Consider the following 20349-nt stretch of genomic DNA (forward strand, 5'->3'; position numbering starts at 1 on the left):
TTCCTTTGGGGAAACACTGTGATAGTTTCTTCAGACGCAACGACTGGAGGTCGATCATGGATCATGAAGACGCACAGGACCGCTTGAATCAGGCACGAGACGCCTCGCGCCGCGCCGCCCGCCAGGGAGCGCTCACCACCGCCATCCTCACCGCGGTACTCATCATCGCGCTCGGGGTCGTCGTCGACCTCGACATGGTCTGGCTGCTCGGACTCGTCGCCATCGGGTTCGTCGCCCTGTCCCTCGCGCGCCCGGTGAAGCTCCGCCTCGACTGGTCGGACCGGACCGGCGTGCTGCTGCTCACCGCGAGTGGCGTGGCGGTCGCCGTGGTCTACGTCGTGACCCAGTGGATCGCCCGTTCCGCAGGCGTCTCCGTACCGAACACGGTGTCCGCGCTCGTCGCAGCCGTCGTCGTGTTCGCTGTCTGTCTGCCTGCACTGGTGCGCCTCGCGAACGGCTCCACGCCGCTCGGCGGACGGTCGGGGTCGCGCGATGCCTGACGGCGATGGAGCCGAGGACGCCGCGGTCAGTCGCCAGGCGCTGAACCCGCTCTTCCACGAGCCTGCCCGCCTCGCCCTGCTGTCCGCACTGGCGCCCGCCGAGTACACCGACTTCGCCTCGCTCCTGCGCATCACCGGCGTCAGCAAGTCGGCGCTCTCGAAGCACCTCTCGGCGCTCGCCGACACCGGGGTGATCGAGGTCGGGAAGAGCGACACGGACCGCCGCGGACGCCGTATCGCACTCACGACGGAGGGCCGGGTCGCCTTCGACTCCTATCTCGACGCCCTCGATGCCATCGTGCAGCGGGCGCGTCGGTGACGCGGGGTCTTCCAGCGGCGGGCGGCGCTCATGGTTCGGCACCGGACTTCCGACGGACGTCGCAACGAGGCGTGACCCGCCCGACCTACGGTGGAAGCAGACCATCGGAAGGGGGCGCGATGCGAGCGACACCTGCTGGAGAGCGTCTGTCGATCGGGATCGTGGGCGGCTCCCTCGGTGGCCTGTTCGCGGCTTCCCTCCTCACGCGTCGCGGACATCGTGTGACGGTCTTCGAGCGGTCCCGGACCGGGCTCGAACGGCGCGGCGCGGGGCTCGTCGCCCAGCAGGAGCTCTACGACCTGCTGCACGCGGTGGGCCGTGACGCCGAGGCCCGCGTCGGCGTGGTCGCCACCGATCGCATCACCCTCGCTCGAGACGGCCGGGTCCTGACGAGCGACCCCACACCGCAGATCCAAGTCTCCTGGGACCACACCTACTCGGTCTTCCGTAGCCTTATCCCGCCCGAGGGGTACCGGCTCGGACAGGCAGTCGCCACCGTGCGCGACCGCGACGAGGGTGCCACCGTCGAGACGGCGACGGGGGAGCTGCACGAGTTCGACCTCGTCGTCGGCGCCGACGGACTCCGTTCCGTCACCAGGCATGCCGTCGCCCCCGACGACGACCGCAACCGGTACGCCGGGTACATCACCTGGCGCGGCCTCATCCCCGAAGCCGAGCTCCCAGCCGCCGCACGCACCTTGCTCGGACGTTTCGCCTTCTACTCCGGTCCCGAGGTGCACATGCTCGGGTACCTCGTCCCCGGCGCGGACGGAGAGACCGAGCCCGGCGCACGCCGCTACAGCTGGGTCTGGTACCGCAGCATGTCCGAGCACGAACTCTCCGACCTCATGCGGCTGACGCACCGGCCGGCCGGGAGCTCCTCGACCGCGCCCGGCGACCTGCCGAACGAGCTCCGCGAACGACTCCTCGCCGAGGCGGAGCAGCTCCTCCCACCGCCGTTCGCCGCAGCGGTGGCAGCCGAGCCGCGCCCATTCATGCAGGCGATCTACGACTACGTGTCGCCGCGCATGACGAGCGGTCGCATCGCGCTGCTCGGAGACGCTGCAGCCGTGGTCCGCCCGCACACCGCCAGGGGAGCCGCCAAAGCGGCCGGCGATGCACTCGCGCTCGCCGCGGGCCTGGACCTGGGGCTCGGTGTCGACGCGGCACTCTCGCAGTACGAGGCCGAGCGGCTCCCGATCGCGCGAGCGATCAGCGACTACGGCCGCCGCATCGCCCGTTCCCTGCAGCTCTGACCGCACACTCATCAGGAAGAGAACACCATGGACGACGTCGAGCAGTACATCAAGCCGGACGTCCCGCCGTCCGGGCCCGGTTGCGTCGAGTGCGAGGCGACCGACAGCTGGTGGCTGCATCTCCGCCGCTGCACGTTCTGCGGGCACATCGGATGCTGCGACGACTCTCTGAACAAGCATGCGACGAAGCACGCGACCACCACCGGTCATCGCGTGATCCGCAGCTACGAGCCGGGTGAGGACTGGTTCTACGACTATGGCACGGAGGAGTCGTTCGTCGGTCCGACCCTCGCGCCCCCGATCAGTCACCCACGCTCGCAGACGGTCCCCGGGCCGCACGATCGTGTCCCCGCCCAGTGGGAACGACTCCTCGGTTCATGACCGTCGTCGGGGAGGTGGTGATCGCACCACTGCTCGTGTTCGAGCGGTCCTTCGGTCGCGAGGCCTTCGCGATCCGTGACTACCTCACCCGCAGCGGTGTCCCGTTCCAGACGGTGGTCGTCGAGACGGACGAGGACTGTCGGACGCAGCTCGGTTCGGGTCTGGCGGAGGCCTGCCTTCCCGTCGTCGCCTTCCCCGACGGCACCCGGCTCGCCGACCCGACGCCCGCGCAGATCGCCGAACACTTCGGCTGGATCAAGCGACCGCAACGCAGCGAGTACGACGTCCTCGTCTACGGCGCCGGACCGGCCGGCCTCTCCGCCGCGGTCTATGCGGCGTCCGAGGGACTCGATGTCGCGGTGGTCGAACGGGACGCCGTCGGTGGTCAGGCAGGATCCAGCAGCCTCATCGAGAACTACCTCGGCTTCGCGCACGGCATCTCCGGTGCGGCCCTCGCGGAACAGGCTCGTCGACAGGCGATCGCGTTCGGCGCGGAACTGCTCGTCATGCGTCACAGCCTGAGCCGGAGCTTCGGCGACCATCACATGCAGGCCGAGCTCGCGGACGGCTCGCGACTCTCCGCGCGGGCGGTCGTCTGCGCGACGGGGGTGCAGTGGCGTCGCCTCGGCTTGCCGAAGGAAGAGGAGCTGGAGGGCTCCGGCGTCTACTACGGCGCCGGCACGAGCGAGGCGTCCTCGTGCGTCGGCGAGCACGTCTACATCGTGGGCGGTGCGAACTCGGCGGGCCAGGCGGCGATGAACCTTGCCGCGCACGCTGAGCGGGTCACCGTCCTCGTCCGCGGGCACTCCCTCTCGTCGACGATGTCGACCTACCTCCTGCGGCGACTGCTCGCGGCTCCCAATGTCGAGATCCTCGTGGACACGACGGTCACCGCGCTCCACGGCGAGGACCGCCTCCGCGGCCTGACCATCGACTCGGCGGGGACGACGACCGACGTGCCGGCATCGCGCCTGTTCATCTGCATCGGCGGGAGCCCAAACACCGCCTGGGCCCGCGACTCCGCGGTCGCGCTGGACCCTCGCGGCTTCCTGCTCACCGGAGGCGACCTGCTGCCGGAGCACCTGTCGGCGTGGCCACTCCGCCGTCAGCCCCTGCACCTCGAGACGAACCAGCCCGGCGTGTTCGCGGCCGGTGACGTCCGCGCCAACTCCATCAAGCGGGTCGCGTCGGCCGTCGGCGAGGGGGCGATGGCGGTCTCCCTCGTCCATCGCTACCTCGCCGAGACGTTCGGGTAGGTCGAAGCGACACCGCCCGCTCAGTGGCAGCCGGGCCCGGTCAGCGGCGTCCGGCCGCTCGGCGGGTCATCGCGACACCGGCGAGCACCGTCGTCACCAGTACGAGCGAGACGAAGATCAGCAGCACGTCGATCTCCGGTGCGAAGGTGAGGGCGAAGCCGATGGCCAGCACCGGGAGGGCGAGGCCGCAGTAGGCGATCAGGAACACGAGCGACAGCGTCTCGCCCCGGCGGGCGGGGTCGGCGAGCGATCCGGCGGTCGCGATCGCCGACTTGAACAGAACGCCGACACCGAGTCCGGCGATGACACCGCCGACGAGGAAGACACCCAGCTGCGGCAGGACCGCGCCCGCGGCGACCGCAGCGAGTCCGACACCGCAGCTGACGGTCGCGATCAGGAGCTGGCGCTGCAACGGGAGTCGAGCGAGCAGCACCTGACCGAGCGCGGCGGCTCCGAACACGGAGAACGTCGTCACACCGGCGAGCAGGTGGTCGGGTGCGTCGAAGGTGCCGATGAGGATGGTGGGTGCGAGTGAGGTGAACAGGCCGAGGAGCGCGAAGCCGGCGAAGGCACCGAACCCGGCAGCGATGAACGCCCCGCGGGACGACGCCGGGACCGCGAGGCGCTGTGGTCGGTAGCGCCTCCGTGGTTCGCTCTGCTCGACGGTCTCGGGCACGGAGACCATGACGATCGCGGCGACGACGAGCGCGACGAGGAACACCGCGTGCGGGAGCACGAGCGGGTTCGGGAGGAACTCGGCGAAGAGTCCACCGATGAGCGGTCCGAGGGCGAGACCGCCCAGGTTGCTGGCTCCGGCGACCGATGCCGCGACGATCGAGTTCTCGTCGGGCCGCGCGACCGCGCGCAGCTCGCCGAGGTGCGCGGTCGCCGTCGCGGTGAGCACACCGATGCTGACGCCGTTGACGACCCGCGCGACGATCAACCCCTCGACGCTGCTCCACAGGAGGAACAGCACTGCCGACAGCGCCGAGATCAGGATCGCGATGAGCAGCATCCGCCGCCGCCCGACCCAGTCGCTGATGTGACCGACGAAGAAGAGGCTGAACACGACGCCGACGGCGTAGGCGGCGAAGATGACGGTGATCGTCGAGACGGGGAACCCGTCCCTCGCCTGGTACAGCGCGTACAGCGGGGTCGGGACGGTCGAGTAGGCCATCACCAGCAGGAACGTGGTGGCGACGATCCAGAATCCGGCACCGTGGGAGACGCGGGATCGGGTCGAAACAGTGGAGGTCGTCATCGGGTCGCTCGGCTCTCGATCGGTGTCGACGTCAGGGCAGGATCGAGTCGACGTAGCCGCCGTCGACCCGGAGCGCGCCGCCCGTGGTGCCGGACGCGAGCGGCGAGGCGAGGTACACCACGAGGTTGGCGATCTCGATCGGCTCGAGGAGGCGGCCGATCAGCGACTGCGGGCGATGCAGACGCATGAACTCCCGCTGGGCGTCGTCCCACTCGAGCTCGTCGCCGACGAGCTGCCGGACGAAGGTCTCCACGCCCGGCGTGTGGGTGGGGCCGGCGATCACCGAGTTCACCGTCACGCCCGTCCCTGCGGCGGCCTTCGCGAAGCCGCGGCTCACCGCGAGGAGTGCGGTCTTCGACATGCCGTAGTGGATCATCTCCTCGGGGATGACCACGGCGGAGTCGCTGGCGATGTTGACGACACGACCCCAGCCGCGACCGGACATGCCGGGGAGCAGGAGCCGGGTGAGGCGAGCGGCCGACAGCACGTTGACCTCGAACATCGACCGCCACTGCTCGTCGGTGATGTCCAGCGGCGGTACGGCCTCGAAGACACCGAGGTTGTTGACGAGGATGTCGACCTGGCCGGCCTCAGCGACGAGCCGTTCGGCCCCCTCCCGGGTGGTCGCGTCGGCGGTGATCCCCCGAACAGACTCGACCGATTCGGTGTCGAGCGAGAGGACGGCGGCCTCGAGGCGATCGGCGTCGCGGCCGTTGACGATGACGTCCGCCCCCGCCTCGACGAGCCGCGCGGCGATGGCGTAGCCGATCCCGCTCGTCGAGCCGGTCACCAGCGCGGTGCGATGGGTGAGGTCGAGGGGGATGGTCCCCGCGCGTTCGAGTCGCATGAGCGGATCTCCTTGGGCGTCGTGGAGTGGATGGGTCGGATCCCAGGCGGCGGGCCGGTCCGACCGAGGCTACGCCGACGCCGGGCCGGAGTCTTCGGACGTTCGTCGGCGGCAGGTGCGACAGAAGTCGAATCCGACGTTGGCCGGGGCGCTCTCGTCGGGCAGGATGTGGGGATGAGCCCGCCCCAGCAGGAGCCAGGACCACAGCCCATCCTCGGAGGACCCACGCGACGACGCCGCGTCGGGATCTTCCTGTTCGACCAGGTGAAGACGCTCGACTTCGTGGGCCCCGCCGAGGTGTTCACCGAGGCGAACCAGCGGGTCGACGGCTACGACGTCCGGTTCTTCTCCCACGACGGCCAGGACGTGGTCACCTCGATGGGACTCCGGGTCGGCGTGGACGCCGCCGCGGCCGACAGCGGCCCGCTCGACCTCGTGATCGTCCCGGGGAGCGAGTCCGCACCACAGGTGTACCGCCCGGAGGAGGTGCAGCGTGCGGTCCGCCTCCTCGCGGCCCGAGCCGAGCGGGTGGCATCGATCTGTAGCGGCGCGTTCGCCCTCGCGGTCACGGGTCTCCTCGACGGCAAGTCGGCGACGACCCACTGGAAGTTCACCGGCGCGCTCGCCACCGCCTACCCTTCCATCGACGTCCGCCCCGACTCGATCTTCGTCCGCGACGGCGACACCTACTCCTCGGCCGGGGTCGCCGCCGGGATCGACCTCGCGCTCGCGATCGTGGAGGAGGACCACGGTGCGGATGTCGCACGCTCCATCGCGCAGTTGCTGCTCGTCTACATGCGCAGGTCCGGCGGCCAGTCGCAGTTCTCCGCCTCCGTCCGCGCGAAGCCGGCGCGGACCTCGATCGCGAAGGCCGTCGCGGACTACATCCACGGCGATCCGACCCGGGCGGGATCGTTGGCCGACATCGCCGCACACGCGAACGTCGGCGTCCGCCACCTCAACCGGGTCATCCGGGACGAGCTCGGCATGACGCCCATCCAGTACGTCGGCTCGCTCCGACTCGACGTCGCGCTCGGCATGCTGGAAGCCGGGGACACGGTGGGGCAGGTCGCCGCTGCCGCCGGGTACGCCAGTCCGATCGCCTTCCGCCGTGCGTTCGCGGCACGGTACAACACGACGCCCTCCGAGTACCAGCGACGGTTCCGCACGACGGGTGTCGGCGTGGCCGAGGCGTCTCTGCGGACCCGGTCGCCCCTGGCCGATCCGATCGACGGAGCCGTGTCGCCGCGCTAACGGATCGCGACGGCAGCCTCTGGCGTCACGACGCGGAAGCTGAAGCTCTCCTCCAGATAGAGGCTCACCGACTCGGCCGAGTGCGCCGCATAGCCGAGGGCGATGTCCTGACCGGATTCGAACAGGAAGTCGCCGCCGCGTCGGCTGAGGACGACGGCTCCCTCGATACCGGGCGTCCAGACGATCTCCCCGCCGAGGATCGCCTCGATGTGCGAGGACAGCCGCGCACCACCGCTGTCGTTGCCGCCCGTGACCGACACCCAGCCCGGTGCGTCGATGGCCAGGGCGTAGGGGCCACCGACCCCGGCCCGCGCGAGCGTCTCGACCGCCGTGGCGACCACCTGTGCGAACCGCGTCGGGTCGTCGTCCCGCGTCAGCGGTGGGTGCGGCGAGGCAGCCGTCGCACCCGTGTACCCGGCCGCGGACCAGCCGGACAGGATCGCCGCGTTCTCCACCGTGGACAAGCGGGTGACCGCGTCGTCGAGCGGGGAGAGGTCCACGTCGAGTGCGCCTCTCGCCGCGCTGTCCAGCTCGCTGCGCATGAGCGCGAAGTCGGCACGCACCTCCGTCAGGGGCAGCGACGCACGCTGTCGGGCGATCACCCCGTCCATCGGGGCGTCGACGACCGCGCCGACACGGCCGATGTCGGTGGAGGAGTGCTCCCAACCCAGCGGGCCGGCGAAGTCGACCACCCGTCGGCCGCCGAGGACCGGGGTGAGGCGCGCACGGGCCTCGTCGTCGAGCATCTGCCAGGTTTCATCGGTGATCGGCGCGAGGTGTCGGAAGAGATGGTTGTTCACGGTCACGTCCTTTCGGGAGCGGTTTGGAGCGAGCCGAGACCGAGGGAACCGTCGGCGGGCTCGGGCGGCGAGGCAGGGATGACGGCGCTCGCCGGATCAGCGGGGCCGGACGGGGCCGGATCGTCGTCCATCGCCTCGAGGAACGCGGCGCTCGGAGCGAAGAACACGGAGCCGGTCCGGGCGGTCGAGAAGTCGAGGAGTCGGTCGTGGAGTCCCGGTGGGTCACCGATGAACATGCGCTCGAGCATCCGCTCGATGACCCAGAGCCGTCGGGCGTACCCGATGAAGTAGGTGCCGAACTCGCCGCCGGCCGGGCTCCCGAACGGCATGTTGTCGCGGAGGATGTCGTGCTCGGCACCGTCGACGACGATCGTGGACAGGGTCTTGTGCGACTTCTGGCCGGTCTCCGCATCGTCGAGTTCGACGTTGTCGGCCTTCGTGCGGCCGATGATCGCCTCCTGCTGTTCCGTGGTGAGCGCGCGCCAGCGGTCGAGCGGATGCGTGTACTTCTGCACCACGACGTAGCTGCCACCGGCGAAGGCCGGGTCCTCGTCACCGACGATCGTGGCGTCGGGAAGGTCCTGCCCGACGGGGTTCGCCGTGCCGTCGACGAAGCCGAGCAGGTCACGGACGTCGAAGTACCGGAAGCCGACCGTCTCGTCCACGACCTCGACGGCGTCGCCGAGCAGGTCCAGGAGCTGCCGCTCGAACTCGAAGCACAGATCGCGTCTCGCGGCACGGATGTGGAGCAGGACGTCGCCGGGCGTGGAGGGTGCGGTATGCCGGTCGCCGACGACCGCGGAGAAGACATGGAGCTCCCTCGGCGCGGGACCGCGGGTGAGCTCGCTCCAGACGCGCGCGCCGATCCCGACGGTGCAGGAGAGGGCGGCGTGGAGGTCGCGGAAGGCGACGTTCTTCAGGACGTCGGCGACACCCGCCAGGGTGCTGCGGACGGTGTCGATCGCGCCGACAGCGTCGCGCACGGTGAGCACGAGGAAGACGGCGGTCCCGCTGAGCGGCGCGTCCACGGCCTGAGGCTCGATCGGGACGCGTCGCGCCGAACTGGTCACGTCGCCCTCCTACTCGGTGCCCGCGGACTGCGGGTGCAGCTGCCGCACCGGGGCGACGGTACGGGTCTCCGGAACACGTCGGCGTCGGCTGGACGCGGACGACCGCTCCGACGCGGTGGGGACGTCGTTCCAGAGGCGGAGCAGCTTCAGCGACAGGTGCAGCGTGCTCCGCTTCAAGCCGTCGGCCAGCGCGTCGCGCACGACCTCCGGCATGGTGTCGAGCCGGTAGTAGAGCGTCGTGCGGTGGATGTGGAGCCGCTCGCACGCGACGACGACGTTGCACCCGGAGTCGAGGTAGGTCTCCACCGTCTCCCGACGCACGGGATCCGCGTGCCAGAGTTCGTCGGCCGCCGGCGACGCCGAGGTCACGAGCTGCGGCCCGCCACCGATCGCGTGCAGGAGTCGCCATCCGCCGAGATCCTCCGCGCGGGTCGACCCGAGCGCGTCCCCGACCTGACCGACGATCTCGGCAGCGGTGCGCGCCTCGTCGACGACGCCGAGCAGGTCGTCCTCGTCCGCGTGCAGCACGGCCGAACCGATCGCGGAGATGCGGACACCGGCCGGCGCGACGGAGCGGACCCACTCGTCGACGGGCGAGGCGGCGCGTCGTTCGGAGGTCACGAGGACGAAGCCGCCGACGTGATCGAGGACGAGCGTGTGGTCGCGGCCGTCGTGACGGAGGGCCCGCGCGTACTCGTCCCGCTCCATGGTGCTCGTGGTCCCGAGCAGCACCGAACGCACGACCACCTCACCGTAGGAGTCGAGCCAGCGCCTCGAGCGCGCGGTCCTGAGCGCGTGGCGCCGCCGATCCCGGTGGTCGCTGAGCATGTCGATGAGGACGAACGCCCGGTCGTCCGAGATGGACCAGGAGCCCTCGGCCGGTTCGATCGTGCTGCGTTCGCTGTTCATCGGTGCCTCCGCGCGGTTGAACGAGTGGTGTCCCGCTCAAGCTAGGACGGATGGCCCTGGGCGAGCGTGGCCCGCCGAGAGCCACCCTGCCCGGATCACGGACGCAGCGGCGTGATCCCCTGCGCTTCCCGGGGGAAGGTCGCCAGGGTCGCCTCGTCGATGTTCAGGTGTGCGGCGACGAGCGACGGCGGCACGTGCGCCAGCCAGTTCGCGAGCGACACCTCCTCGTACCGGTCCGTGCGGAACACCTCGAGGAACTGCAGCACGTCGTCGCCGGTGTTCTCCACGTAGTGTCCGAGGTTCTTCTTCACGACGCCGATGTCGCCCGGGCGGAAGTCGGTCGTGTTCGCGTGGGGTCCGGTGTTGAACACGGTCATCCTGGCGGATCCGCGCAGGTAGTACTGCCACTCGTCGGCGTTGGGGTGCCAGTGCAGCTCGCGCATCGACCCGGGTTCCACCGTCACGAGCGCTGCGGCGACCGACTGCGACAGTGGGAAGTTGGTGCTGTCCGCGATCTGGATGCTCCCGCCGCTGTTCCGGTGGAGTGGCTTGGACCGCGACAGTCGGAAGATGATCGGTTCCGACGCTCCCCACTCGACACCGGCGTCTTCCTGGTCCTTGGCGAGCGGGCCGGGCTCGTCGCCGGGGAAGATCCAGAGGTTGTGGAGCGGGATGTCCGCAAAGGTCTCCTGGGCCACCCCGAAGTTCTTCGCCAGCACGTCCGGCGGTGTGTGGGCGAACCAGTCCGTGAGCAGCAGGGTGTTGGACTCCGACTGGTCGCCGTCGTCGAACGCGAGCACGAACTCGGCGCCGTCGGGACCCAGCCCCTGCAGGGAGTGCGGCGTCCCGGCGGGGAAGAACCACAGATCGCCTTCCTCCACGTCCTCGACGCTGGGCATCCCGGATCGGCTGAGGGTGGTGACCCGGCACCTGCCGCGGGTCATGACGGCCCACTCGGCCGTCTGGTGCCAGTGGAGCTCGCGGATGCCGCCTGACTCGAGGTACATGTTCACGCCGGCGATCTCGTCGGAGATTGCGAAGTCCTGCTTCGTCACCTCGCGCGCCCACCCACCGTCCTGCACGCGGCGAGGCGAGATGTTGAACGACGACCAGAAGAACGCCTGCGTACTGATGTCGGTTCCCGGAGCGTCGATCTGGTTCGGGAACTGGCTTGCGACTGCCGGGTTCTGCGGGCCGGTCATCTGCGTGCTCTGCGGGTGGCGGAGCGTGTTCACCTCGCCCTCCGCCGGAAGATCCGGGTTGCCCGGACTCGGGGTCTCGTGGTGCGGGACGGTGTCGTCCGTCGAATCCATGGTGTCCTCCTCGCTCCGCCGCCCTGCGGCCTGGATCGTCTCCAGCCCAGCAGGGACGGCACGACAACCCTTCCGACGGATGACGAGATCGTGCCCGTCGGCGGTCGGATCGTGGCGGCCCGCTCGTCAGGTCCGGTCGGGGGACTGCCCGGCGAGGACCGCGAGCAGCCGTGCCGAAGCCTCGTCGCACGCTCGCCAGACCACGAGACTCACGCCGAAGTGTTCGGGGACCTCCAACTGGAGGTAGCGCAGCTCGAGACGCCCGAGATCCGGACGGTCGAAGGTGAACGACTCGGCCGCATCGGGTCGGAAGCCCGGCTCCAGCCCGGCCCAGGCCTCGGCGAAGCGGCTGTTCCCGGAGCGGAGTTCGTCCACGAGGCCCTCGAAGACCGCATCCCACTCGTGGGTGCCGAGCGACCTCCGGAGTTCGCCCACCACATGCTCGGTGACGAGGCCGGGATCGGGACTCGCCCGAAGGACCTCCGGGCGGAGGAAGGTCGAGCGCAGCAGGTTGGCTCCTGGACGGAAGGCCTGCGACAACGCCTGGGCGAGGTGGTTGGCGTGCAGCACAGTGAAGTGGCGGTCTTGGACGAACGCGGGGACGGTCGACCAGGAGTCGACGAGATCGACCAGGTCCTGAGGGAGCCGATCGGCGGGTCCGCGCTCAACCATGCGACCACGATAGTGACGTCGGGCGGCGACCGGGTGGGACGCGCAGGGTCAGGCTCAGCGAACGACCGATCGTCGGTCGACATGTCCAGAAACGACCCATGATCGGCCGCGGAAGGATGCATACGGACGAGCTTGCTAGGGGAGGATTGGCGTCGATCCCACTCGCTCTCCGGAGGACGCGGCGATGTCACCAACTCGGCTTTCGAATGCTCTCGGCGAGTTCCTCCGCGCGCGCCGGGAGTTCGTGCGGCCAGAGCAGGTCGGCATCGGCGCCGACACGTCCCGACGGGTGCCGGGCCTGCGCCGCGAGGAGGTCGCGCACCTTGCGAGCATCAGCCCCGAGTACTACCTGCGGATCGAGCAGGGTCGTGTGCGGCGGCCGTCGGAGCAGGTCCTCCTCGGGCTCGCCCGTGCCCTGCTTTTGGACGACAGTGGACGCCGATACCTGCTCCGGTTGGCGAGCCCGAGGCCGTTCATGCGCGCGGTCGACGACCGGTCGACGCAACTCGACGACCGGGTCGCCCGGCTCCTCGCACACTGGTCCGGTACGCCCGCGTACGTGAGCGACGACAACCAGTACGTCGTCGCCGCGAACGCGCTCGCGCGGGCGTGGGTGCCACCGGGCATGCTCGATCCCGGGGTCAACCTGCTCGTCTCGGCCTTCGAGCAGTACGCCGACTTCCGAGGCGCCACGTCGCCCGACGCACCGGAGTACGACCGCATGCACCGGGAGTGGGAGGGGACCCTCCGCGACCTCACCGCCCCGCTCCGCTACTACGGCCGACCGGACGATCCGCGCCTCCAGGAGATCGTCGGGATGCTCTCGGCACGGCACCCGGTGTTCCGGACGATCTGGGCGGAACATGTCGTCAAACCGCAGATGTCCCGGCGGACACGCACGTTCATCGAGCCCCTCGGCTGGGTCGACTTCCGGTCGCAGACCTTCGAGGTCCCGCACACGGACCAGTTCCTCACCGTGTTCTTCGACGAGCCGGGCTCAGCTGCGGCGGCGGCGATCGCCTACCTCGCAGCCCGGGACGCGCTTCAACGGGAGGGCACCGGATCGCTCGAGGTGGAGGGCTCGTCCGGCGAGACCGCCTCGGACAGCCGCTTCAGCCGCGCCCGGGACGATGCTCCCGACGGGACGAAGACCAACAGCAGATCGCCCTCGGGCCCGGGCGCGTTCAAGACGTTGTAGACCATCCGGACCTCACCGGCCGGCGTGGGGAAGACGATGGGGCCCGACGTTCCGGAGTGCCCGTCGCCCGAGGCCCAGGTCTGGGCGAAGTCGCGCGACTTCGCGGAGAGTTCGCCGATGATCCGAGCCGCCGGACGATCCGTATCGTGCTCCTCGACCGACCGCTTGAGGAGCTCCGCAGTGGTCTCGGACATCCGGGTCCACAGCGGATCGCCGACGACCCGGTCGGGGGAGAGGAACGCGAAGCGCGCCAGGTTGACGCCGGTGTGGAACGCCGGCGTCAAGCGTGCCGCCGCCGGATTCGCCTCGAGGACGTCCAGCGTGCGGTCGCAGAGGACCACGGGTACCTCTCGCCACGAGTCGATGAAGTCCCTGATCCGGTCCCGGCGCTCACGCACGCCCTCGTTCGCGATCATGCGTCCACGGTAGGCGCTGCGACCGCCGTCGGCTAGCCCTCTGGTGCCCGCCGGCCCACCCCGGTCAGCGTGCGCCGGTCATCGCTCCTGATGGCGGTCAGTCGGCCCGGGCGGCGAGGTAGGCGAGCACCGCGGCCCCTGGGGAGCCGCGCTCTGCGAAGACCGTCGTCAACTGATGACCGGGCCAGTCGGGGACAAGGAGGTGTTGATACTGCAGCTCGACGGTCCCGAACTCGTCGATCGAGGCCCGAAGTGGACCGCCGGCGAGGGGACGGGCGTCATGGCGAGCCCAGAGTCGGGCGAACAGCGGGCTGCGAGCGGTGAGCTCCTCGACGATCGTCTGCAACCGAGGGCTGCTCGGATCGCTGCTGTAGCGGAGCGCTGCGACCACGGCCGGGGCGCTCACCTCCCACTCCGGGGCGATGGACCGCACCCGATCGTCGAAGTACCCGAGCACGTCGTTCCGCCCGACGTCGAGGAGGCCACCGCCGATGCGCCGAGCGAGCGCGTTCGACGCGACGATGTCCCGGTTGCCGTCGGTGATGTACGCCCCGGTGTCCGACCAGTGGTCGAGGAGTGTCGTGTCCGGGACGGATCGTCCGGCCGGTGCGGGCGTGCCGGCGTCCAACGGTCGGCGCTCGGCCGGGAAGAGGTCGACGTCGTAGGCGAGTCGGAAGAGGTAGTCCACGGCGTGCTCGTCGAGTCGAAGGGCCCGACCGATGCCCGCCAGCACCTCCTCGGACGGGCGCTGATCCCGCCCCTGCTCGAGGCGGAGGTAGTAGTCGGCGCTGACGTCCGCGAGGGCTGCCACCTCGGTGCGTCGGAGTCCGGCGACCCGCCGCCCGTCCTCCGGGACGAACCCCGCGTCCTCCGGTCGGACCAGTCCTCGACGAGCCCTGAGGTAGTCGCCGAGCGCGGCCGCCCGCGTGATGCCGGTCTCCGATGCTCCCTGCGTCATGGCCCGGTCAGAGTCCGCGCGACACCGCGGCTGCCGCTGCGAGCCACGCCCGCTGCGTGCTCGACCGCAGGGCGTCGTGACGGATGACGCCGTTCTTCAAGGCGGGATCGAAGGGGACGACGACCACGTCGCGCACGTAGGGTCGGAAGTCCTCGGCGTACGCGTTGGCGATCGACGTGTCCTTGGCCTCGGCCTCGGAGACGATGACGACGGCGTTCCGCGCGAGCTCGGCACCGCGCTCGCTCACGCGGCTGACGGCGGTGAGGGTGAGTCGCGCGCCCTCCTTCTTGTCCTCGACGGTCGTGGTCGGGATGACGAGCTGGTCGGTCAGCTCCACCATGCGGCGCCAGTTGGGGGCACCGGCCGAGTTGCCCGAGTCCATGACGATCAGGCGGTAGTACTTCGCGAGGACGCGATGGACGAGGTCCACCTCGTCGGCGGTCACCACGTGCTCGCCGTCGGCCGCGGATCGCAGGACCTCGTACTTGTCGCCCGGTTGGTGGTGGACGAACCGAGACAGGTCGGCTCGCTCGGCACCGGGGGAGAGGAGGTCGCCCGCCGCGGCGAGGAGGTCGAGGACGGTCGAATCATGGCCGCCCTGTTCGGTCCGCCAGCCGAGCGTGCCCATGGTCTCGTTGTTGTCCCAGGCCGCGACACCGCCACCGCCGTACCGGGCGAAGACGGACGACAGATTGACGACGGTCGGCGTCTTGTTGGCGCCGCCCTTCTGGTTCGCGACGGAGATGGTGCGACGCCTCGGGAAGTGGCGTGACACGGCGTGGACGTCGTCACGCTCGGCGCGCTCGCTCGCGGACGGCGGCACCGAGAAGCCGAGCTTGTTGAGCAGGCCGGCGAGTCCGTGCTGCGCCGGGCCGATCGTGGGCGGCGCGAGGAACGAGGGTGCATCGCGCAGGTCTCGTCGAGCCGTGGCGGCCGGCTGGCCCGGAGCCTGCTGCTGCTGCTGTGGGACCGGGTGCTGCTGCTGCGCGGGCGCGGCCGGCGGTGCCTGCACCGACTGCTGGACCGGGACCGCCCGCTGCGACGGCACCGGTTGCTGCGCGTTCGGCTGGTTCGAGACCGGCTGGAACGGCGGTGTGCCGAACGCGGGCTGCTGCACGGTCGGGCGCTGCGGCGGGACGGGCTGTGGCGTCGCGGTCGCCTGCGGGTTGGCGGAGACCGGCGGCGTGGGCTGCGCCGGAACCGGCGCAGGTGTCGACGGCTGGGCGGGGGTGGCGCGGGGCGGTGTCTGCCGCTGAGCAGCGGCCGGGCGTGCGGGTGCCGGCTGGGAGGGCGCGGGCGGTGGCGCCTGGATGAGCGGCACCCGTTGCGCCGGTGCGGGCGGTGGCGTGGTCCGTTGTGCGGTGCGCGCGGGCGCTGCGGACTGCGGTTCCTCCTGCAGTTCGCCGTCGACACCGATGAGGAGCACGGTGACGCTCGTCGGGTCGGTCACCGTCACGCGGATCGGTCGACCCGACTTCCGGGCCTCCGCCTGCATCAGTTCGACGAGCTGGCGGCGGGCCGTTCCCGCGTCGGTGGCGGTCAGGTACTGCTCGGCGGTGCCGACGCGGAACACGCCGGAATTGTCCGCCAGCAGCGATGCCGTCATCGGCGGGAAGTCCTGTATCGAGGCCTTGTCGATCATGCTCTCACTCCTTCGCGGCGGGGGTGAACCCGTCCCCACTATGCCTTAGTACGGCGCATGTCGGATTTCCGGCCCCAGCCGTGACGCCTCGCCGAGAGTGCTCGTTCTGCGCTCTCAGGCGGCATCAGCGAGCGGAATGAGCACTTTCGACGAGCCTCCGAAGACGCCGGACCCGAGCGATGAATGATGCGCGGTCGACGAAGAGGTCGTGCGCAGTGACGCGGACGACCCGCCACCCGGCCGCCTCGAACCGCTCCCTGCGAACGATGTCGGTTCGAAATCGCTGCTGGTCGGTGCGGTGCAGGTCGCCTTCGTATTCAGACGCGATGCGGAGGCGCGGTTCGGCGAGATCCGGATGGAGCACCGCGGTGCCCCCGTCCACCTGCACGGGTGGATTGACGCTCGGCTCGGGGATGCCCGCGTCGATGAGCGCGAGTCGTAAGTGTGTCTCGGGACGGGAGTCGACGCCGATACGGACGAGTGGCAGGGCAGCGCGGAGAAGCCGAGCCGACCGACGGGAGCCGTAGGCGGTTACAGCAGCAGTGAGCTCGTCGATCGTCGTGTGTATGTCGACACGCGAGCCGCCTCGAGATCGCGACCCCGATACGAGGAAGTCGCCGACAGCGACGAGGTCGGGCAGCTCGAGCATCGTCGCCAAGAGCGCGAACGTGTCGGCTGGGGCGGTGAGGGTGAAGCCTCGGACCTGTGTCGTGCGGGTCGCCTCGGCAAGCCGGTGACCGACGACGCCTCGGCCACGCGCAGGTTGCACTCCGTGGAGCGCGCCGATGTGGAGGTCCGTGGCGTGCGTGCAGGAGTTCGGAAGCGGGGCGCCGAGGAGCGCCGCCGCAGTGAGATGGCTGAAGACCCACCCTGGTCGGAGCCGAGGGGAGAACGCCGCGCAGCGCCCGAAGACGTTACCCAGGTCGACGTCGACCGAGCGCACACCCCAGAACGGTGCCTCGAGATCACTGCCGCGCAGTCTCCCGTTCGTCTCGCCGTGCAGCGCGCGGTCGCCGACCGCGAACGCCGTGCCGCGGAGCCGTGGCGGGAGCGGGCGATGGCGGGACATCGACCCATCGTGCCGACCTCACTCGGACGCTCGCTGTCGCTCTCCACAGAACGCCCACCGAGAGTGCGCGTTCGGTCGTTGCCGAGCGGTTCAGAGAGCGGATTGCGCACTCTCGATCGGTCCAGGGCCGGCGAGGCCGACGTACATCGAGCGGTGGAGCTCCGCGACGTGGTCGAAGGCGAGGCGACTCGCTGCTGCCGCATCGCCGACGCGGAGGGCGTCGACGAGCTGGGCGTGCTCCTCGTTCGACGCGCGCAGGTACTCGATCCGGTAGGGGATGAAGTAGGAGTACAGCTCGCGGGACACGCGGTCATGGAGGTCGGCCGCGCCCGGCACGCCTGCCGACACCGCCAGCTCGGCGTGGAACGCAGCGTCGGCCTCGCGGAACCGGCTCCAGTCCGGCTCGGTCCGCATGGTCGCCACGAGGTCGTCGAGTCGACGCAGCGACGGCGCCTCCGGTGCAGCGGCAGCCCGCGCCGCCAGCCCGGCTTCGAGCGTCGCGCGCTGGTCGATGAGCGCGTGCACGTGGACGGCGTCCTCGCGGTAGGCGGCAATCTCGGGCACGGTGCCCACCGCGGGCGCATCCGCGATGAACGTGCCGCCCGTGTTGCCCTGCCGGCGGACGACGACGCCCTCGTCGCTCAACGCCCGATACGCGCGCCGCACCGACATCTCACTGACCCCGAACGCTCGAGCCGCTTCCTCGGGTGCCGGGAGCCGTTGGCCGGGCACCAGCATCCCGAGCTCCAGCGCCAGCGAGATGCGTGCGCGGACGGTGTCGACGGCGGTCGTGCGGCGGATCGCTCCGAGCGAGGGCGAACCCAGATCCATGGCACCCTCGTCTCGTCGCCGATCGACTCCGCGACCCTGGTTCAGCCGGCCGTCGGTTGGTCGGCGGTCGCCTCGCTCACCGCGCCGTCCGGCTCGGCGTCCAGGGGGAACCGCTTCCCCAACACGATACCGATCAGCATGGCGACCACGGGGATGAGGGCGAGCACGACACTCACGGTGACGCTTCCGCCGGTGACGAGTGTGAAGTTCGACAGCACGAGCCACAGCGCGAACGCGAGTCCGACCACCGCGAGGATCGGGAACACCCGCGCACCCCACGTGCGACCGGGGACCAGCTCGGGTCGGCGCGCGAAGAACACGAGGACGGCGATCGAGGTCGTCAGCATGAGCAGCACCATCCCGACGGTCGCCACCCCGGCCATGGATCCGAAGACCCCGACGAGCGGGTCGAGGCCGGCGAGGGCGAGCCCGGCGAGGACGATGGCCGCCGTCACCGTCTGCACGATCGAGGAGGTCGACGGGGAGTGGTGTGCGGGGTGACGCCGGCCGAGGCGGGTGGGCAGCACCGACTTCTGCGCCAGCGTGAACTGATAGCGCGCGATGACGTTGTGGAAGGACAGCACGCACGCGAACAGGCTCGTGATGAGCAGCACCTGGACGACGTCGCGCATGATCGGGCCGAGGTAGGTCGTCGTCGTGTCGAGCAGGAGGTTGCCCTCGCCGGCGAGCGTCTGCTGGGCGACAGCGACGGCGTTCCCTGCGCCGACGCCCGTCACGAGCGCCCAGCAGGAGATGGCGTAGAACACGCCGATGATGACGACGGCCAGGTATGTGGCTCGCGGGATGGTGCGTTCCGGGTTGCGCGCCTCGTCCCGGAAGACCGCGGTCGCCTCGAACCCGATGAAGCCGGTGAGGGCGAAGAGCACGGCGACGCCGATCCCACCGGTGAAGATGTTGGCGGGGTCGAAGGTCTCGACCGCGATGCCGTCCGCGCCGCCGGTCGCGAAGATGACGACGTCGAGCACGACGACCACGAGGATCTCGAGCGTCAGCGCGATGCCCAGCACCTTCGCGCTCAGGTCGATGTGCCGGTAGCCGAGCACGGCCACGATCGCCATCGTCGCGAAGGAGTACAGCCACCAGGGCAGGCTCGGGCCGCCGAAGTACGTGACGAGGTCGTCGAGCGCCCACCCCATGTAGCCGTACACGCCCACTTGGATCGCGGTGTAGGCCACGAGTGCGGTGAAGGCGGAACCCAGACCGAGGCGCGAGCCGAGTCCGGCCGTCACATAGGAGAAGAACGCGCCGGCTTCGCGGACGAACGGCGTCATGGTGACGAAGCCGACGGAGAAGACGAGGAGGATCACGGCGGCGAGGGCGAAGCCGATCGGGGCTCCGGCGCCGTTCCCGGTGCCGATCGCGATGGGGACGTTGCCGCCGATCACGGTGAGTGGTGCGGCGGCGGCGATCACCATGAAGACGATGGAGCCGGTACCGAGCTGGCCGTCGAGGCGCTGACGCGGCTCGGCGATGGGGTTCACGGTCATGAGGTCACTTTCCAGGAGAGTCGGGGGACTCGGAGGGGGAGGGGAGGAAGGACGGGATCCTTCAATACAGCTCGGCGCGGCGGTCGGCGAGGTAGGGGTTCTCCTGCCTGGCGCGCTTGGTGGCCTCGGGATCGATCGTGGCGATCATGAGACCGACGGCGTCCCCGTCGAGCGCGTCGAGGACCACGCCGTCCGGGCCGACGATGCTGCTGCGGCCGACGTAGGTGAGGTCCCCTTCGGAGCCGACGCGGTTGACGTAGACGAGGTGGACCTGGTTCTCCCAGGCGCGCACCGGGATGAGCCGCTCGGCGATGTGCGCGTAGGGCTCCATCTGCGCGGTGGGGACGATCACGACGTCGGCGCCGTCGAGGGCCGCGGCGCGGACGGTCTCGGGGAACTCGACGTCGTAACAGATGAGGACGGCGACGCGGACGCCGCCCAGGTCGACGGTCGGTGCGAGAGTGTCGCCGGCCACGAAGAGCTGTCGGTCGAGCTCGCCGAACAGGTGCGTCTTGCGGTACCGGAGCAGCTCCGTCCCGTCGGGACCGACGAGGACGAGGGCGTTCGCGACGGCTCCGCCGGGGAGCGGTTCGGGGAGTCCGGCGAGGATCGCGATCCCGGTCTCGCCGGCGATGGCGGCGACCCGGTCGACCAGCTCCGGGGTGGCGAGCGGGGCGAGGCGGTCTCCGAGGTTGTAGCCGGTGATGAACATCTCGGGGGTGACGAGCAGATCCGCGCCGCGATCCGACGCCTGTCTGGCGGCGTCGGCGACGAGCGCGAGGTTCGCCTCGACGTCTCCAGGGACGCCGTGGTGCTGCAGTCCGGCGATGGTCAGGGTCATGGCGGTGGAGCTCCTCGGTGGGCGTGCGTCGATGCACTCAGTAAACAG

The 20349-nt window shown here is 70.4% G+C and carries 20 protein-coding genes and 1 pseudogene; 7 read left to right on the top strand and 14 right to left on the bottom strand.

Annotated features, from left to right (window positions below):
* The first annotated feature begins 56 nt into the window (after positions 1 to 56).
* The 5 genes from ACQ3HE_RS12765 (at position 57) to ACQ3HE_RS12785 (ending at position 3712) form a co-directional block, all read left to right on the top strand.
* Entirely contained in the window at positions 57 to 500 is a 444-nt protein-coding gene (locus tag ACQ3HE_RS12765; protein ID WP_430893053.1) for a hypothetical protein, read from the top strand.
* Entirely contained in the window at positions 493 to 819 is a 327-nt protein-coding gene (locus ACQ3HE_RS12770; protein WP_430893054.1) for a transcriptional regulator, read from the top strand. Before ACQ3HE_RS12765 ends, ACQ3HE_RS12770 begins: the two co-directional genes overlap by 8 nt.
* Positions 820 to 938: 119 nt before the next feature.
* On the top strand, positions 939 to 2075 hold the full coding sequence (locus tag ACQ3HE_RS12775) for an FAD binding domain-containing protein (RefSeq protein ID WP_430893055.1): 1137 nt from the start codon (positions 939 to 941) through the stop codon (positions 2073 to 2075).
* 27 nt (positions 2076 to 2102) lie between these two features.
* Entirely contained in the window at positions 2103 to 2456 is a 354-nt protein-coding gene (locus ACQ3HE_RS12780) for a UBP-type zinc finger domain-containing protein (protein WP_430893056.1), read from the top strand.
* Complete coding sequence (locus tag ACQ3HE_RS12785) at positions 2453 to 3712, top strand: FAD-dependent oxidoreductase (protein WP_430893057.1); 1260 nt, start codon at positions 2453 to 2455, stop codon at positions 3710 to 3712. The genes ACQ3HE_RS12780 and ACQ3HE_RS12785 overlap by 4 nt, the downstream gene beginning before the upstream one ends.
* A gap of 40 nt (positions 3713 to 3752) precedes the next feature.
* Here ACQ3HE_RS12785 and ACQ3HE_RS12790 read toward each other — a convergent pair whose 3' ends face one another.
* Both ACQ3HE_RS12790 and ACQ3HE_RS12795 read right to left on the bottom strand, forming a co-directional pair.
* Positions 3753 to 4973, bottom strand: a complete 1221-nt coding sequence (locus tag ACQ3HE_RS12790) for an MFS transporter (RefSeq protein WP_430893058.1) — start codon at positions 4971 to 4973, stop codon at positions 3753 to 3755.
* A gap of 31 nt (positions 4974 to 5004) precedes the next feature.
* The gene (locus ACQ3HE_RS12795; protein ID WP_197977342.1) at positions 5005 to 5820 is read right to left on the bottom strand and encodes an SDR family NAD(P)-dependent oxidoreductase; all 816 of its coding nucleotides are present in this window, start codon (positions 5818 to 5820) and stop codon (positions 5005 to 5007) included.
* Positions 5821 to 5994: 174 nt separating this feature from the next.
* Here ACQ3HE_RS12795 and ACQ3HE_RS12800 point away from each other — a divergent pair, with 174 nt between their 5' ends.
* Positions 5995 to 7074 carry a GlxA family transcriptional regulator gene (locus ACQ3HE_RS12800; RefSeq protein ID WP_430893059.1) on the top strand — a complete coding sequence of 360 codons (1080 nt, stop codon included), beginning with the start codon at positions 5995 to 5997 and terminating at the stop codon, positions 7072 to 7074.
* Here ACQ3HE_RS12800 and ACQ3HE_RS12805 read toward each other — a convergent pair.
* From ACQ3HE_RS12805 to ACQ3HE_RS12825, 5 genes are all read right to left on the bottom strand, one after another.
* Entirely contained in the window at positions 7071 to 7874 is an 804-nt protein-coding gene (locus ACQ3HE_RS12805) for a family 1 encapsulin nanocompartment shell protein (protein WP_430893060.1), read from the bottom strand. The genes ACQ3HE_RS12800 and ACQ3HE_RS12805 overlap by 4 nt on opposite strands.
* Before the next feature lie 2 nt (positions 7875 to 7876).
* Positions 7877 to 8944: a Dyp-type peroxidase gene (locus ACQ3HE_RS12810; protein ID WP_430893061.1), complete on the bottom strand. Its 1068-nt coding sequence runs from the start codon at positions 8942 to 8944 to the stop codon at positions 7877 to 7879.
* Between the two features lie 9 nt (positions 8945 to 8953).
* Positions 8954 to 9853 carry a helix-turn-helix domain-containing protein gene (locus ACQ3HE_RS12815; protein WP_430893062.1) on the bottom strand — a complete coding sequence of 300 codons (900 nt, stop codon included), beginning with the start codon at positions 9851 to 9853 and terminating at the stop codon, positions 8954 to 8956.
* A gap of 95 nt (positions 9854 to 9948) precedes the next feature.
* Positions 9949 to 11166, bottom strand: coding sequence for a cupin domain-containing protein (locus ACQ3HE_RS12820; protein ID WP_192003903.1), 1218 nt, complete (start codon positions 11164 to 11166; stop codon positions 9949 to 9951).
* Positions 11167 to 11292: 126 nt separating this feature from the next.
* Positions 11293 to 11838: an MmyB family transcriptional regulator gene (locus ACQ3HE_RS12825; RefSeq protein ID WP_430893063.1), complete on the bottom strand. Its 546-nt coding sequence runs from the start codon at positions 11836 to 11838 to the stop codon at positions 11293 to 11295.
* 184 nt (positions 11839 to 12022) lie between these two features.
* On the opposite strand from ACQ3HE_RS12825, the pseudogene ACQ3HE_RS12830 reads away from it, so the two are divergent.
* Positions 12023 to 12844, top strand: a pseudogene (locus ACQ3HE_RS12830) (helix-turn-helix transcriptional regulator); the annotation flags it as partial.
* 38 nt (positions 12845 to 12882) lie between these two features.
* Here ACQ3HE_RS12830 and ACQ3HE_RS12835 read toward each other — a convergent pair.
* From ACQ3HE_RS12835 to ACQ3HE_RS12865, 7 genes are all read right to left on the bottom strand, one after another.
* On the bottom strand, positions 12883 to 13452 hold the full coding sequence (locus ACQ3HE_RS12835) for an MmyB family transcriptional regulator (RefSeq protein ID WP_159876324.1): 570 nt from the start codon (positions 13450 to 13452) through the stop codon (positions 12883 to 12885).
* 97 nt (positions 13453 to 13549) lie between these two features.
* Entirely contained in the window at positions 13550 to 14410 is an 861-nt protein-coding gene (locus tag ACQ3HE_RS12840) for a helix-turn-helix transcriptional regulator (protein ID WP_159876321.1), read from the bottom strand.
* A 7-nt stretch (positions 14411 to 14417) separates the two neighbouring features.
* Positions 14418 to 16052 (bottom strand): MinD/ParA family ATP-binding protein, encoded by a 1635-nt coding sequence (locus tag ACQ3HE_RS12845; RefSeq protein WP_430893064.1) that lies wholly within the window; start codon positions 16050 to 16052, stop codon positions 14418 to 14420.
* 124 nt (positions 16053 to 16176) lie between these two features.
* Positions 16177 to 17121 carry a hypothetical protein gene (locus ACQ3HE_RS12850; RefSeq protein ID WP_430893065.1) on the bottom strand — a complete coding sequence of 315 codons (945 nt, stop codon included), beginning with the start codon at positions 17119 to 17121 and terminating at the stop codon, positions 16177 to 16179.
* Positions 17122 to 17211: 90 nt separating this feature from the next.
* Complete coding sequence (locus ACQ3HE_RS12855; protein ID WP_430893066.1) at positions 17212 to 17952, bottom strand: FadR/GntR family transcriptional regulator; 741 nt, start codon at positions 17950 to 17952, stop codon at positions 17212 to 17214.
* Positions 17953 to 17993: 41 nt separating this feature from the next.
* Positions 17994 to 19460, bottom strand: a complete 1467-nt coding sequence (locus ACQ3HE_RS12860; protein WP_430893067.1) for an APC family permease — start codon at positions 19458 to 19460, stop codon at positions 17994 to 17996.
* 61 nt (positions 19461 to 19521) lie between these two features.
* On the bottom strand, positions 19522 to 20301 hold the full coding sequence (locus ACQ3HE_RS12865) for a carbon-nitrogen hydrolase family protein (RefSeq protein ID WP_430893068.1): 780 nt from the start codon (positions 20299 to 20301) through the stop codon (positions 19522 to 19524).
* Positions 20302 to 20349 lie beyond the last annotated feature (48 nt).

Origin of the sequence: Plantibacter auratus (assembly GCF_050587365.1) — a bacterium.
GTDB classification, from domain to species: domain Bacteria; phylum Actinomycetota; class Actinomycetes; order Actinomycetales; family Microbacteriaceae; genus Plantibacter; species Plantibacter auratus.

Excerpts from the sequence above, each read along its gene's own strand:
- ACQ3HE_RS12790 (WP_430893058.1), bottom strand. The coding sequence starts at position 4,973 with ATGACGACCTCCACTGTTTCGACCCGATCCCGCGTCTCCCACGGTGCC.
- ACQ3HE_RS12825 (WP_430893063.1), bottom strand. The coding sequence starts at position 11,838 with ATGGTTGAGCGCGGACCCGCCGATCGGCTCCCTCAGGACCTGGTCGAT.
- ACQ3HE_RS12850 (WP_430893065.1), bottom strand. The coding sequence starts at position 17,121 with ATGTCCCGCCATCGCCCGCTCCCGCCACGGCTCCGCGGCACGGCGTTC.
- ACQ3HE_RS12855 (WP_430893066.1), bottom strand. The coding sequence starts at position 17,952 with ATGGATCTGGGTTCGCCCTCGCTCGGAGCGATCCGCCGCACGACCGCC.
- ACQ3HE_RS12775 (WP_430893055.1), top strand. The coding sequence starts at position 939 with ATGCGAGCGACACCTGCTGGAGAGCGTCTGTCGATCGGGATCGTGGGC.
- ACQ3HE_RS12770 (WP_430893054.1), top strand. The coding sequence starts at position 493 with ATGCCTGACGGCGATGGAGCCGAGGACGCCGCGGTCAGTCGCCAGGCG.
- ACQ3HE_RS12765 (WP_430893053.1), top strand. The coding sequence starts at position 57 with ATGGATCATGAAGACGCACAGGACCGCTTGAATCAGGCACGAGACGCC.
- ACQ3HE_RS12840 (WP_159876321.1), bottom strand. The coding sequence starts at position 14,410 with ATGACGCAGGGAGCATCGGAGACCGGCATCACGCGGGCGGCCGCGCTC.
- ACQ3HE_RS12820 (WP_192003903.1), bottom strand. The coding sequence starts at position 11,166 with ATGGATTCGACGGACGACACCGTCCCGCACCACGAGACCCCGAGTCCG.
- ACQ3HE_RS12795 (WP_197977342.1), bottom strand. The coding sequence starts at position 5,820 with ATGCGACTCGAACGCGCGGGGACCATCCCCCTCGACCTCACCCATCGC.
- ACQ3HE_RS12815 (WP_430893062.1), bottom strand. The coding sequence starts at position 9,853 with ATGAACAGCGAACGCAGCACGATCGAACCGGCCGAGGGCTCCTGGTCC.
- ACQ3HE_RS12800 (WP_430893059.1), top strand. The coding sequence starts at position 5,995 with ATGAGCCCGCCCCAGCAGGAGCCAGGACCACAGCCCATCCTCGGAGGA.
- ACQ3HE_RS12845 (WP_430893064.1), bottom strand. The coding sequence starts at position 16,052 with ATGATCGACAAGGCCTCGATACAGGACTTCCCGCCGATGACGGCATCG.
- ACQ3HE_RS12780 (WP_430893056.1), top strand. The coding sequence starts at position 2,103 with ATGGACGACGTCGAGCAGTACATCAAGCCGGACGTCCCGCCGTCCGGG.
- ACQ3HE_RS12835 (WP_159876324.1), bottom strand. The coding sequence starts at position 13,452 with ATGATCGCGAACGAGGGCGTGCGTGAGCGCCGGGACCGGATCAGGGAC.
- ACQ3HE_RS12785 (WP_430893057.1), top strand. The coding sequence starts at position 2,453 with ATGACCGTCGTCGGGGAGGTGGTGATCGCACCACTGCTCGTGTTCGAG.
- ACQ3HE_RS12865 (WP_430893068.1), bottom strand. The coding sequence starts at position 20,301 with ATGACCCTGACCATCGCCGGACTGCAGCACCACGGCGTCCCTGGAGAC.
- ACQ3HE_RS12860 (WP_430893067.1), bottom strand. The coding sequence starts at position 19,460 with ATGACCGTGAACCCCATCGCCGAGCCGCGTCAGCGCCTCGACGGCCAG.